Raw genomic sequence first — 12580 nt, 5'->3', positions numbered from 1 at the left:
GTTACGGCGGTTATGGCGGGAAGGAAACACCCGGTTACATTCCGAACCCGGAAGTTAAGCTTCTCTGCGCCGATGGTACTGCACTCGGGAGGGTGTGGGAGAGTAGGTCACCGCCGGACAATCTTTGAAGAAAAGGGCCCCGACGCCAAGCGCGTCGGGGCCCTTTCCGTATGTGCGACTCAGGGCAGTTGCGGGCGGGCCACGAAAACACCCCAGCCCAGATACTGGCGTCCGTACTCAAGGTGCGAGCGGCGCGAGCGGGTGAGGAAGTCGCGCATGGCGGGAGCGTCGACATCGTCGGGGTTCTCGCGTAGCCAGTCGCTGATGGTCCACCATTGGCTGGCCACATACCTGTCCCAGCCGTCCTGGTCGGCGAGCACCATTTCCAGAAGTTCGAAACCTGCGTTCTCGAAACGGTTTGCCGTGCCGGCCAATGACGTGAACAGGCCATCCGCTATGCCGAGTGCCTCGTATGCCTCCTGCGGCGGCGGCGTTGTCCAAAAACACTCACCGACCAGAGCGATGCCGTTCGGCCGGAGATGCCGGCGCATCAATGACAGCGTGCCCTCAAGACCATCGCCGATCCAGGTCGCACCGATACAGGACACGATGTCGAACGACTCCGGGGTGTCTTCGTACGTGGCCGCGTCCGCCTCCACCAGATTGAGCTGACCGGCGACGCCGAGTTCGTCGGCGCGGGCTCTGGCCGCTTCCAGAAAGACCTTGCTGATGTCCACGCCGACGCCCTGAACTCCATAATCGGCCGCCCACCGAGCGAGCAGCTCGCCTTTTCCGCAGGCGAGGTCGAGTTGGCGGGATCCGGGAGCGATGCGGCAGATCCGGCCCAGAAGATCCAGCTTTTCATCGGTCAGAGGATTGAGCGTGCGGTGGTTGGACTCGGCTATTTCATGGAAGCGAAGTGACATGCGGACCAGTCTTGCCGATTGGTCGATTTCCGGTCCAACGATTAAACCGGTTGCCGACAGGCTCATGGACGTGTCAGGGCTTGCTACCCTGGAAGGACCGGGCCACCCCACAGGTGGCCTTCGTCGCGTCAGGCCCGAGGGCGGGCGGCGACCAGCCCCGGCAGACCGTTGTTGTGAGTCCGCCGGGTGAGCCAACGAAATGGACCAGAAGTGAACAGAGATAACGGATCGGACGGCGGACAGCGCGGCCGCGGAGACAACGAGGACCGGCACTCCGGCGGAGGCGGCCGAAGCGGCGGCTACGGCTCGCGCGGGCGCGACTCTGGCGGCGACCGTCCGTTCCGTTCCGACGACAGGTCGCGCCGGGGCAACCGAGGAGACAGAGAACCGCGACGGGACGAGGGCCACTGGGAGCCGCGCGGTCCGCGGCGTGAGGGTGACGGTCGTCGGTCGTTCCGGGATCGCGATGATCGGGGTCCGCGTCGCGAGGGTGGTTACGGTTCTCGTCGTGAGGGCGAGCGTGGTTCGCGGCGTGAGGGTGGGTTCGACCGTGGTCCCCGTCGTGAGGGTGGCTATGGGGAGCGGCGTGAGGGCGGTTACGGTCCTCGCCGTGACAGTGATCGTGGTCCGCGGCGTGAGGGTGGATACGATCGCGGTCCCCGTCGTGATGATGACGGTCGTCGGCCCTTCCGAGACAGGGATGACCGTGGTCCGCGTCGCGAGGGCGGTTACGGTTCTCGCCGTGAGGGTGGATACGACCGTGGTCCCCGTCGTGACGATGACGGTCGTCGGCCGTTCCGGGAGCGGGACGATCGCGGCCCTCGTCGCGGCGGTTATGGGGAACGGCGTGAGGGCGGCTACGGCGCTCGCGGCGACAGCAGCTCTCGCGGTGACCGGCCGTTCTCCCGCGACGACCGTGAGGAGCGCACCGGATCCCGAGCCAGGTACGGCAGGTCCGATCGCGAGGCCGAGGCGCCACAGCGCGAGCGGTTGCCCGAGGTCGCGCCCGACATCACCGCGGACGAACTCGACAAGGAAGTCCTGGAAGAGCTCCGTTCGCTGCCCGGTGACCTCGCCGACCTCGTCGGCCGGCACCTGGTGGCCGCCGAACGCGCGCTCGAGGACGACGACCCCGACCGGGCGCATGAGCACACGAAGGTCGCGCGCAGGTTCGCGGCGCGCATCGGTGTCGTACGCGAGGCCGCAGGCATCGTCGCCTATCGCGCGGGCCATTTCTCCGAGGCGCTGAGCGATCTGCGGGCGGCCAGGCGGATGACGGGCTCGGATGTGTACCTCGCGGTCATGGCCGACTGCGAGCGGGGCCTCGGCCGTCCGGAAAGGGCCATCGACCTCGTACGCTCGCCGGAAGCCGAACGTCTCGACAGGGCCGGACGCATCGAGCTGACCATCGTCGAATCCGGGGCCCGGCGCGACCTGGGCCAGCACGACGCCGCCGTGATCACCCTGCAGCGCCTGCCCGAGCTGCGCGACCCGCAGCCCAAGCCGTGGTCGGCCCGGCTGGCCTTCGCCTATGCGGACGCACTGGCCGATGCCGGCCATCAGGAGGCGGCCACCGACTGGTTCGGGAGGGCGATGGCGTTCGACGAGGACGGGGAGACGGACGCGGCGGAGCGGTACGCGGAGCTGACCGGGTCCGTTATCGAGGACCTCGAGGAGGACTTCGACGAAGAAGTGTCCGACGACGGCGGGACCGAGGCCGGAGACCTCGCTGCGGGGAGTCTCCTGGAGAGGGAGGCGGAGCAGGTCAGGGCCGTCGACGTGCCCGACGCGGAGCAGGCGGACGTACCTGATGAGAAGGGCGCGGCCGCTGAGGAGGAGCCCAGGACGGAGCGAGCTCCGGCAGGCGTTCAGGGCGTCGAGGCCCGGGAGGCGGAGGTCGAGGCTCCCGAGGCTCGTGACGCCGGCGTTCGGGACGTCGAGGTCCGGAAGGACGATGCGGATCCCGAGGTTCGTGACGTCGATGTGGCGGACGCGGCGGGTCGGGTCGAGGACCGAGACGTTCGGGACGCGAAGCCGGCAGCTGAGGGCGAAGGGCCGGAGCAGGGCGAGAAGTCACCGGGTCGCGCTGCTGACCGGCAGCATGCTCCTGCGGCCAAGGACGAGGATGGCGAGACCCCGGCTATCACACCGGCGTTCATCGAGCCTGACTTCGGCGACGTACTTGATGAGCCCGCCTCGGACCGGCCCAAGACGGACGACTGACACCGGACACCCCGCCGCTACCCGATCCGGGGCGGCGGGGTGTCGCGTCCCCAAGGCTGCTGTCGGCCCTGCGTCACGCGCGATGATCACCCGTTACGGTGAGACGCGGTCGAGCCAGTGGAGAATCCCCGCCACGTTCGAGGGTGCTCCGCTCAGCAACTCGAAGTGCTCCGCCGTCGGGTCGTCGGCCTTGAGCGCGGTGTAGCGCTCCTTGGTGCGGTCTCTGACCATGGCGACGGCGTGGTCCAGGTCCATGCCTTCGGAATGGGCCTGCCGGGTGAGGTCAACCCAGACGCGGAGCTCTTCGGCGGACCGCTCGAGAGTCTCCTGAACAGCGTCGACCGGCCCGTAGTGGCTGAAAAGCAGACGTTGTGGCCCAAGCGCCTCGAACAGCGCGATCGAGTCGAGCGCCGTCCGCAGGTCGAAGTCCGGCGGGGGTGTCGCGGGGCGTAGGTCGCCCGTCTCGGGCAAGTAGACGCCTGCGGCGTCGCCGACGTACAGATCTCCGGTGGCGGAGTCGACCAGCCCCACGTGGTGTTTGGCGTGTCCGGGCGAGTAGTGGCTGCTCAGCGTGCGCCCGTTGCCCAGGTCGATGGCGCCGGTGTCGCCGAGGGCGACGATGCGCTCGGACTCGGTGGGGGACAGCTCGCCGAAGAGCGTGTCGAGACGGTCACCCCAGACCATGCGCGCACTGGCCATCAACCGGGCCGGATCCGCGAGGTGCCGGGCCCCTTTCTCGTGGACGACGACCTGGGCGGAAGGGAAGAATCTGGCGATGTCCCCCACGCCTCCGGCGTGATCCAGATGAATGTGGGTCACCACGACGGTGGCCAGGTCCTCCGGCCCGACGCCGAGTGACGCGAGCGCGTCACGGACTACGGGAGCGGACGTCGAGGTGCCCGTCTCCACCAGGCACGGTCGATCGCCCAGAATCAGATAGCCGGCCGTGATGCCCGAGTATCCCGCCATTTTGGTGTCGATCTCATAGACGTCGCCGCCCAGAGCGGTGATGTTGTCCACAGGCACTCCCGCGCGTTCAGCCGCTATCCCCAGAACAGCATTCCAGCCGGTCCGGCTTTCTCCTCATCGTAGAGAGTGATCTCCACCAGAGCACCGACAGGGAGGATGACAAGTGGACCGCAACGAGGTCTTGCTGGTGGGGAGGCTGTCAGCGGCGGCCGAGGAGCACGCGCTGCCGAGCGGCGACACCGTGACGAAGTGGCGTGTCATCGTGCGCCGCCGACGGCACAGGCGCGGCGCCGCCCTGACGGACAGCATTCCGTGTGTCACCTTCGACCCGGAGGTCGCCGCCATCGTGCGCACTGTCGAACCACGCGACTTCATCGAGGTGACAGGGGCATTCCGCTGCCGGGCCTTCGGCCCTTCCGCGGCCAAGATCTGGAGGTACGAGGTGGAGGTGAGCTCCGCCAAACCGTTCGAGGCCGAGCTCACCGAACCCGCCGACCCGGCCGCCGATCCGCCCTCCGGCTCCGAGGGGACCGTCACCGCTCTGATCCCCAGGCAGGTGGCCTACCTGGCGCGCGCCAGCTGACCTCGGCCACTCGCCCTGGTCCGCCCGGCCTCGCGCCTGCACACCGCGCAGGGCCCGTACGCCAGCGCGCACAACCCGCAGGGTCGCAGGGCTGCGCGTCCGCGCGATTCCGTACGGGGCTTCGAGGGAGGCGGGGGCCTCAGTCGATCGCGAACGTGCGCAGGACCAGACCGGTCCTGGGTTTCGGGCCGAAGGAGGTGCTCTTGCGGGGCACCCGTTCGCCGCCGGCGGCGACGGCAAGCACCTCTTCGGCCTTGAGAGGGTTGAGGATCACGGCGGTGCCGCCAGAGCGGGCAGCCAGCCGCGCCGCTGCCCGCGCGTCGTGATGCACGATGCGCACGGTTCGCTCGTCGTCGCGCATTCCCCACACCTTGGGCATGACGAACTCGGAAAGGACGGAAGTGTTGAGGGAGTTCCAGCGGCCGGAGCGGTCGGGCGGCATCGCGTGGGCGAGTTGCACCGGGTCGGGATCGGTGAGCAGGTGCGCACCGCTCTCCCCGGCGAGCAGGAACGCCGGCTCCGCCGCCGTCTCGAGCGCCGCCAGCCCCAGTGCAAGGTCGTCATAGTCGTGCACGCGCCACGATCCCTTCGCCCTGGCGGCCGCCTCGTCCAGCGGAAGCCCGGGGATCACGCGGTGGATGGCCTGCAGGTCGGGTGGGTACGCGGAGGTGTCGACGAGCAGGGCCAGCCCGAAGTCCCACGGCCCGGCCGTCGAGCGGCCAGCGTCCGCGGGGCCGTCCTCACCGGCCGGGGCGCCATCGACCTGGGCAGAAGGGTCGTGCCGCCGAGCCCCGGCGCTGTCGACCCGTTGCGACGCCTGATCGATCGGCTCCGGCACCGGACGGATCGGTCCGGCTGCGGGCCCGGTCCGTTCCGGCGCCGGGCCGGTCGGTGGCGGCGTGGGCTCGTCACCGTCGGGGGCCGGCTCGCCGGCCGGGTCGGCCTGAAGGTGGGATTCGTGCTCCTGGCGCTGGAGGACGCGGTACGTCGCATACCTGTGGTGTCCGTCGGCGATCAGCGCCTGCCGGTCATGGAGGTCGGCATTGATGGCGGCGATCTCTTCCGGGTCCGTGATGGCCCAGAGGCGGTGTGTGAGGCCGTCCTCTGTGCGGGCCGACACCTGGGGCTGCCGATCCGAGGCCACCGCGTCGACCAGGCGGGTGGCGGTGCCGTTGGCGCCGTCGTAGAGGAGGAAGATGGGCTCGAGGTTGGCCTGAGTGGTGCTCATGAGAGCGAGCCGGTCGGCGACGGGGCCCGGCATGACATCCTCGTGCGGGAGGATGATGCGCTGCTCGGGGTCGGTCAGGCCCACGTCGCCGATGAGGCCGCGCTGCAGCACGCCTGCCCCGCTCTGCTCGTAGACGTAGAGCGCCGGCACGTCGTCGGCCACCAGCACGCCGGAGTCCAGCCACGCCTTCAGCGTGTCCCTCGCCTCGATGTACCGCGATTCGAGCGGCGCCTGGGCCGGCAGGGGAGTCACGGTGTCGGGTTGCCCTCCGAGCGGCGCCTGGGCTTGCGGGGAAGGCCCGGCGCCGGGGCGCTTCTCGGGCGCCGTGCCCGTGCGCGAGCCCTCGGGTCCTGTGCCGGGGCGGGGGCTCGCGGGGCCTGTGCCCGGGTGGGAGTTCTCCCTTCCTGCCTCCGGGGAGGAAGGAGCGCCGGCGACGGGCCGGGGCTCGGTGTCTTGCCCGGGGACGGGAGCGGAGGACGAATCGCCGGCGGGCGAGCAGGGAAGGATGAGCCGGACGACGTTGTTGGGGTGGGAGCTGAGGAGGGCTTCCACGTCGGCGTCGGAGATCAGGTCGTACGGCGGGGAGGTCACCTTGGCTGGATCTTCGACAGCGAAACGCACACCACGGAAGGGCCGTAGCACCAGTCCATCAGGCACCGGCAGTTCAGGAGTCCCCATACCGGGCATGCTCCCATAAATGTCTACGCTGTCCGGAAGTCGCCCCGGGGTTGCAGTCGGTCCCGTTCCGCGCCAGGACGAACGGGGATCATCATTCAGAGATGAAGGAGTCCTCACGCATGGATCAGAGTGGCAACGTTCACGATGAGAGCTCGGGAGCTCCTGAGGGCGGTGTTTACGACTGGTACCAGCGTGGGGTGCGGTTGCTGAAAGACGGCAGCCCGGCGGCGGCCGCGGCGCTGCTGGAGAGGGCTGCCGCGGCTGAGCCTGAGTCACGCAGCATCTTGGAGGCGCTGGCCAGGGCGCAGTTCAACTCCCGGCAGTACGCCGAGGCGGCGGCCAGTTTCCGCCAGATCGTGGACGCCAATCCGGCAGAGGATTACGCCTATTTCGGGCTCGGATTGTCGTTGTGGCGGACCGGGGACGTGAAGGGCGCGCAGGAACCGCTGGCCATCGCGGTCGCGATGCGGCCGGACGAGCGGCATTACGTGTCCGCGTTGAAGAGCGTCCGCGCGACCCTGCGGGCACGCCGGGAGATGTAGGCGTCCGGCCTACCCAGGCTGTCGCGGGACGTACGCGGCGGCTGGCCGGATCGGTGACGTGCGTGAACGATGGCGATCCGGCCATGCGGGCGTCGATGCCGGCCGCCTCGGCCATGAAGCGTTTCCAGCCCTCCTTCGTGAACGACGCGGTGCGCCGTCGCGCGTCCGCGCCAAGACCCGGGTGTTCCGGAGCCGCTCGGCCTCGGCCGGCGTGCTCGTCCCGGGGGAAATCACCGAACAGTTCGGCGCGTTCCTCGGTAGTGAGGTCCGGTTCCGCGGACATGGTCGTCCCTTCTGCGGTTCGCGTACGGGGGCGACGCTAAAGTCTCACGCGACGTGGGAGTCGAAGAGGAAGAGGCGCTGTGCTGATCGACGGCTATGACACCCTGCTGCTCGACCTCGATGGCGTGGTCTACCTCGGCGGTTACGCGGTGCCCGGGGCTCCGGCGGCGCTGGAGGAGGCGCGGCGGAAGGGGGTGCGGCTGGCGTACGTGACCAACAACGCCTCCCGGACGCCGGCGGCCATCGCGGCGCACCTGCGTGAGCTCGGGGCGCCCGCCACGGCCTCCGACGTGGTCACGTCGGCTCAGGCCGCCGCCCGGCTGGTCGCGGAGCGGGTTCCGCCGGGGTCGAATGTGCTGGTGGTCGGCGGGTCCGGGCTGCGGCTGGCCGTACGGGATCGAGGGTTGCGGCCCGTCTCGGCCGCCGCCGAGTCCCCTGCCGCCGTGGTGCAGGGGATCGCGCCCGGCCTGTCGTACGAGCTGCTGGCGGAGGGGACGCTCGCGGTGCGGCAGGGGGCGCTTTTCGTGGCCTCCAACGGCGACAGCACGATGCCCACGCGCCGGGGCGAGTTGCCGGGCAACGGGTCGATGGTCCGGGTGATCGCCTCTGCCACGGGGGTCGAGCCGGTGTACGCGGGCAAGCCCGATCCGCCGCTGCACCGGGAGTCGATGCTGCGTACGGGGGCCCGGAGGCCGCTGGTGGTGGGCGACCGGCTCGACACCGACATCGAGGGGGCCTCCAACGCCGGGGTCGAGAGCCTGCTGGTCCTGACGGGGGTGGCCACGCCGGTCGAGGTGCTGACGGCGGCGCCCCGGCACCGGCCCACGTACGTGGGGGAGGACCTCGGGACGTTGCTGCGGCCCTATCCCGAGGTACGCGACGGCTCGTGCGGCGGCTGGCGGGCCAGGTGGTGCGACGGCGTGTTGTGCCTCGACGGTGATGGCAGGCGGATCGACGGGCTGCGCGCCGCCTGCGACGCCGCCTGGTCCGCGGCCGGCGACGGGCAGATCGACGAGGGCGCCGTCAAGCCCGTGCTGGATCGTATGGGGTGATGCCGGGCGGGCGGTTCACGGTCATGCGATCCGTTCGCCGGTCTGGCGGGCGAACTGCCAGGCGCCGACGGCGAGGAGCAGGACGCAGGCTATGACCAGCACCGCGAGGGACAGCGGCACACCGCCGCCCCAGCCCCGCAGCACCAGCAGCCGGATGGCCTCGATGGCGTAGGTGAGCGGGTTGGCCCTGGCCACGGCCTCCATCCACGCCGGCATGGCCGACAGGGGCACGAACGCGTTGCTCATGAACAGCAGCGGCAGCGAGACGAACCCCGTGACCGCGAAGAACGTGCCGTGCGAGGGCACCGCGCAGGCCAGGGCCATCGCCGCGGACGTGAGCGCCAGCGTCAGCAGGGCCGTGGCCACCAGGATCGCCGGCACCCCCAGCGGCCCGGACTCCAGACGAACGCCCAGGGCCAGCGCGACCACCAGGATCACCAGCGTCTGAGCCGCGTTCATGCCCGTCTGGAACAGGAACCGCGAAAGGATCAGCGAGCTGCGCCTGATCGGCATGCTGAGCAACTTGTCCAGATATCCCGTCTCCTTGTCGAACAGCAGCGGCATCGCCGCCGTCACCCCGTTGCCCACCACGGTGAAGGCGATGACGCCCGGCACAGCGAACGCGATGTAGTCGCCCGTCCCCACCACCCGGGGATCGACCGCGCCCCCGAGCGCACCGGCGAAGAAGACCAGCCACACGGCCGGCTGCAGCACGCTGAACAGCAGGCTGAGCCGTTCGCGCAGCGCCACGAGCAGCCATCGCCTGGACAGCGCCAGCACCTCCTGCGTCACCATCATGCGACCTCCTCCCGCAGCGCGTGCCCGGTGTGCCGGAGGAAGACCTCGTCGAGTGACGGCGCTCCGATGGCCGCCTTGAGCTCGGCCGGTGTGCCACCGGCCACCTGTCGCCCGCGGTCGATGATCGACAGCCGGTCGCAGAGCCGGTCCGCCTCGTCCATGTAGTTGGTGGCCAGCAGAACGCTCATGCCCTCGTCGCAGAGCGATCGGACGTGCTCCCACATGTGATGGCGCGACTGCACGTCGAGACCGAGCGTCGGCTCGTCGAGGATCAGCAGCTCGGGCCGGTGCAGCAGGCCGCAGGCCAGGTCGAGGCGTTTCTGCATGCCCCCCGAATATCCCGCCACGAGACGGTCGGCGCTGTCCGACAGCCCCACCAGCTGCAGGACCTCGCGGGCCCTGGCCTTCACCTGCCGCCGCGGCACGTGGTAGAGGGACGCCTCGATCTCGGCCTTCTCCCTGCCGGTCAGCAGGTAGTGGCCCATGGGAGAGACCTGCTGCATCACGTAGCCGATGCGGCGGCGTACGGCTCCCGCATCCGTCACCACGTCGAACCCGCACACCCGCGCGGCGCCCGCGCTCGGCGGGAGCAGCGTGGACAACATCCTGATCGTGGTGGTCTTGCCCGCGCCGTTGGGGCCGAGGAGGCCGAAGATCTCGCCGGGCGCGACCGCCAGGCTCAGCTCCTCGACGGCGTGGTGGTCGCCGAAGGCGCGGCAGAGGCCCTCGGTCTCGATGATCCAGCGCATTGCTGAACAGTATCGCCCAATAGTTAACTTGTCCATTAATTAATTAGGCGATGGTGCGGGTCAACGGCCCTTCAGATCAGCCTGCGCAGCCGCAGCAGGTCGCCGAAGCTGGCGTCGACCTTCACCCGCCCACCGAGCAGCGCGCGGGCCAGATCGAGCTCCCCGTCGACCAGCGCGATCAGGTCGTCGCTCACGATCGTGAGCTTGACGTCGGCGGGCTTGCCGTCACCCGGCGGCGTCTCGGCGAACGGGTCGAGCCCTCCGTGGGTCAGGCGGCCGTAGAAGGTCACGTCGAGGTCGGAGACCCGGCAGCTGACCGTGCGCTCGACGACGTGCTTGGCACGATCTGCCTCGTCGATCTCGTCGAACTGGTCGACGAGCCTGGCCAGTGCCGCCCGGCACTCCTCGACGCTTGCCATGATGCGCATCCCTTCTTTCTTTCGCGGACGGTAGCGTTCCACATCAGTAGCACCCCGTACGAGCTACAACGACCGACGGGCCTGCCAAGGTCCCGGACGCTCGCGGGAAGCGTTAACGTCAAGACATGAGTGAGCTGCCGGAAGGGACCGGCGACGAGCGGGTCGACGCCATCGTGACCGGCCTGGGCCGTCTGGGCGAGCAGCCGGTGAGCGAGCACGTGGCGATCTTCGACGAGGCGTTCTCCGGGCTGGAGAGCGCGCTGGCGGTCGTGGACGAGCCGGGCGGCCAGGCCGCGGGCGGGCAGGGCGCCGGCGAGCGGCCCGCGGGAGAGCGGTGAGCCGCAGGATCCGCCTCGACAGCGAACTGGTGCGCCGAGGGCTGGCCAGGTCGCGCGAACAGGCAACCCAGCTCATCGAGGCCGGCCGGGTCAGCGTCGGAGGCCGGCGGGCCGGCAAACCGGCCACCCAGGTCGACACCGCCTCCGCCATCGTCGTGGCCGACTCGCAGAACGGGCCCGACTACGTCTCGCGCGGAGCGCGCAAGCTGCTCGGCGCGCTGGAAGCGTTCGGGAGCCTGGCGGTCGAGGGCCGCCGCTGCCTCGACGCGGGCGCCTCCACCGGCGGGTTCACCGACGTGCTGCTGCGCCGCGGGGCCGCGCACGTGCTGGCCGTCGACGTCGGATACGGCCAGCTGGCCTGGTCCCTGCGCACCGACGAGCGGGTGACGGTGATGGAGCGCGTCAACGTGCGCGACATCACCCCCGGCATGGTCGGCGAGCCGCCCACGCTGGTCGTGGGCGACCTGTCGTTCATCTCGCTCCGGCTCGTGCTGCCCGCCCTGGCCGAGGTGGCCGCAGCGCGAGCCGATTTCGTGATGCTGGTCAAACCGCAGTTCGAAGTGGGTAAGGACCGTGTCGGGGCGGGTGGCGTGGTGCGCGATCCCGGGTTGCGGGCAAGTGCCGTGCGCGACGCCGCCGCCAAGGCTCAGGACCTGGGGCTGACCGTACGCGGCGTGACCGCGAGCCCGCTGCCGGGGCCGTCGGGAAACGTGGAATATCTCCTATGGCTGGGCAAAGGGGAAGGCGAGCCGCCGGTCGCCGACCTCGACGCAGAGATCCAGCGGGCCGTCGAGGAAGGGCCGCAATGAACCGGACCGTGCTGGTCGCCGTACACACCGGGCGTGACGCCGCGGTCGAGAGCGCGCGCCTCGTCGTCGACCGGCTGATCGACGCCGGCATCACCGTCAGGGTGCTCGATTCCGAGGCCGGCGAGATCGGCAGCGACCGGGTCGAGGCCGTGCCGGGAGATCCGGGCGCGGTCAAGGACACCGAGGTCATGATCGTGCTCGGCGGCGACGGGACGTTGCTGCGCGCGGCCGAACTGGCCAGGCCGGCCGGCACACCGCTGCTGGGGGTCAACCTCGGGCACGTCGGGTTCCTGGCGGAGGCGGAGGTCGCCGACCTGGCCACGGCCGTCGACAGCGTCGTGGCGGGGCGCTACGACGTCGAGGAGCGCATGACGGTCGACGTCGTCGCCAGGCTGAACGGGCAGGTACTGGCCGACACCTGGGCACTCAACGAGGTCACCGTCGAAAAGCAGGAGCGCCTGCTCGAGGTCGTCGCGGAGATCGACGGCCGGCCGCTGTCCAGGTGGGGCTGCGACGGCGTGATCTGCGCCACCCCGACGGGCTCGACCGCCTACGCCTTCTCCGCCGGCGGCCCCGTCGTGTGGCCCGAGGTCGAGGCGCTGCTCATGGTGCCCATCAGCGCCCACGCGCTGTTCGCCAAACCGCTGGTCATCTCGCCGCGCTCCACGCTGGCCGTCGAGATCCTGCCCGACACGCCGTGCGGGGTCCTGTGGTGCGACGGGCGCCGCAGGTTCGAGTTGCCGCCCGGCACGCGCGTGGAGGTCCGCAGGGGCTCCGAGCCCGTACGCCTGGCGCGCCTGCACGGTGTGGAGAGCACCGGCGCGCCCTTCACCGACAGGCTGGTGGCCAAGTTCGAGCTGCCCGTGCAGGGATGGCGCGGAAGGGTGCGACCCTGAATGAATGGAGGGCAGAGCGCGTAGGATCACGTGGGCGTACACGTGGGCATGGTGGGCCGCCCCCAGCGGTCCAGCGCCGGCAGCGGCG

General features: G+C 70.3%; 13 protein-coding genes and 1 rRNA gene. 8 read left to right on the top strand and 6 right to left on the bottom strand.

Annotated elements, in window-relative coordinates; all coding sequences use genetic code 11:
* Nucleotides 1-2 precede the first annotated feature (2 nt).
* A 5S ribosomal RNA gene (rrf, locus tag ABGB14_RS17905) occupies nucleotides 3-119 on the top strand.
* 60 nt (nucleotides 120-179) lie between these two features.
* Here the strand turns inward: rrf and ABGB14_RS17900 are convergent.
* Complete coding sequence (locus ABGB14_RS17900) at nucleotides 180-926, bottom strand: methyltransferase domain-containing protein (protein WP_347644777.1); 747 nt, start codon at nucleotides 924-926, stop codon at nucleotides 180-182.
* 990 nt (nucleotides 927-1916) lie between these two features.
* Between ABGB14_RS17900 and ABGB14_RS17895 the strand changes: the two genes are divergently transcribed.
* Nucleotides 1917-3149 (top strand): hypothetical protein, encoded by a 1233-nt coding sequence (locus tag ABGB14_RS17895; protein WP_347644776.1) that lies wholly within the window; start codon nucleotides 1917-1919, stop codon nucleotides 3147-3149.
* Nucleotides 3150-3242: 93 nt separating this feature from the next.
* On the opposite strand, the gene ABGB14_RS17890 is transcribed toward ABGB14_RS17895, so the two are convergent.
* The gene (locus ABGB14_RS17890; protein ID WP_347644775.1) at nucleotides 3243-4169 is read right to left on the bottom strand and encodes an MBL fold metallo-hydrolase; all 927 of its coding nucleotides are present in this window, start codon (nucleotides 4167-4169) and stop codon (nucleotides 3243-3245) included.
* Nucleotides 4170-4281: 112 nt separating this feature from the next.
* On the opposite strand from ABGB14_RS17890, the gene ABGB14_RS17885 reads away from it, so the two are divergent.
* Nucleotides 4282-4701, top strand: coding sequence for a single-stranded DNA-binding protein (locus ABGB14_RS17885; RefSeq protein WP_347644774.1), 420 nt, complete (start codon nucleotides 4282-4284; stop codon nucleotides 4699-4701).
* 139 nt (nucleotides 4702-4840) lie between these two features.
* Here ABGB14_RS17885 and ABGB14_RS17880 read toward each other — a convergent pair whose 3' ends face one another.
* Entirely contained in the window at nucleotides 4841-6607 is a 1767-nt protein-coding gene (locus tag ABGB14_RS17880; RefSeq protein ID WP_347644773.1) for a DUF1015 family protein, read from the bottom strand.
* A 119-nt stretch (nucleotides 6608-6726) separates the two neighbouring features.
* Here ABGB14_RS17880 and ABGB14_RS17875 point away from each other — a divergent pair, with 119 nt between their 5' ends.
* Both ABGB14_RS17875 and ABGB14_RS17870 read left to right on the top strand, forming a co-directional pair.
* Nucleotides 6727-7149 carry a tetratricopeptide repeat protein gene (locus ABGB14_RS17875; protein ID WP_347644772.1) on the top strand — a complete coding sequence of 141 codons (423 nt, stop codon included), beginning with the start codon at nucleotides 6727-6729 and terminating at the stop codon, nucleotides 7147-7149.
* 362 nt (nucleotides 7150-7511) lie between these two features.
* Complete coding sequence (locus tag ABGB14_RS17870; protein ID WP_347644771.1) at nucleotides 7512-8483, top strand: HAD-IIA family hydrolase; 972 nt, start codon at nucleotides 7512-7514, stop codon at nucleotides 8481-8483.
* Nucleotides 8484-8504: 21 nt separating this feature from the next.
* On the opposite strand, the gene ABGB14_RS17865 is transcribed toward ABGB14_RS17870, so the two are convergent.
* From ABGB14_RS17865 to ABGB14_RS17855, 3 genes are all read right to left on the bottom strand, one after another.
* Complete coding sequence (locus tag ABGB14_RS17865; protein WP_347644770.1) at nucleotides 8505-9281, bottom strand: ABC transporter permease; 777 nt, start codon at nucleotides 9279-9281, stop codon at nucleotides 8505-8507.
* Nucleotides 9278-10030 carry an ATP-binding cassette domain-containing protein gene (locus tag ABGB14_RS17860; RefSeq protein ID WP_347644769.1) on the bottom strand — a complete coding sequence of 251 codons (753 nt, stop codon included), beginning with the start codon at nucleotides 10028-10030 and terminating at the stop codon, nucleotides 9278-9280. The genes ABGB14_RS17865 and ABGB14_RS17860 overlap by 4 nt, the downstream gene beginning before the upstream one ends.
* A gap of 71 nt (nucleotides 10031-10101) precedes the next feature.
* Nucleotides 10102-10449, bottom strand: coding sequence for an SCP2 sterol-binding domain-containing protein (locus ABGB14_RS17855; RefSeq protein WP_347644768.1), 348 nt, complete (start codon nucleotides 10447-10449; stop codon nucleotides 10102-10104).
* Between the two features lie 125 nt (nucleotides 10450-10574).
* Here ABGB14_RS17855 and ABGB14_RS17850 point away from each other — a divergent pair, with 125 nt between their 5' ends.
* From ABGB14_RS17850 to ABGB14_RS17840, 3 genes are read left to right on the top strand one after another with little or no spacing between them, the layout of a single operon-like run.
* The gene (locus tag ABGB14_RS17850) at nucleotides 10575-10787 is read left to right on the top strand and encodes a hypothetical protein (RefSeq protein WP_347644767.1); all 213 of its coding nucleotides are present in this window, start codon (nucleotides 10575-10577) and stop codon (nucleotides 10785-10787) included.
* Nucleotides 10784-11596, top strand: coding sequence for a TlyA family RNA methyltransferase (locus ABGB14_RS17845; RefSeq protein WP_347644766.1), 813 nt, complete (start codon nucleotides 10784-10786; stop codon nucleotides 11594-11596). The genes ABGB14_RS17850 and ABGB14_RS17845 overlap by 4 nt, the downstream gene beginning before the upstream one ends.
* Entirely contained in the window at nucleotides 11593-12492 is a 900-nt protein-coding gene (locus ABGB14_RS17840; protein WP_347644765.1) for an NAD kinase, read from the top strand. Before ABGB14_RS17845 ends, ABGB14_RS17840 begins: the two co-directional genes overlap by 4 nt.
* Nucleotides 12493-12580: the final 88 nt, after the last annotated feature.

Origin of the sequence: Nonomuraea sp. B10E15 (assembly GCF_039871615.1) — a bacterium.
In the GTDB taxonomy this organism is placed as follows: Bacteria; Actinomycetota; Actinomycetes; order Streptosporangiales; family Streptosporangiaceae; genus Nonomuraea.
The sequence above is the reverse complement of the archived record's forward strand: the minus strand, read 5'-3'. Positions and strand labels throughout refer to the sequence as shown.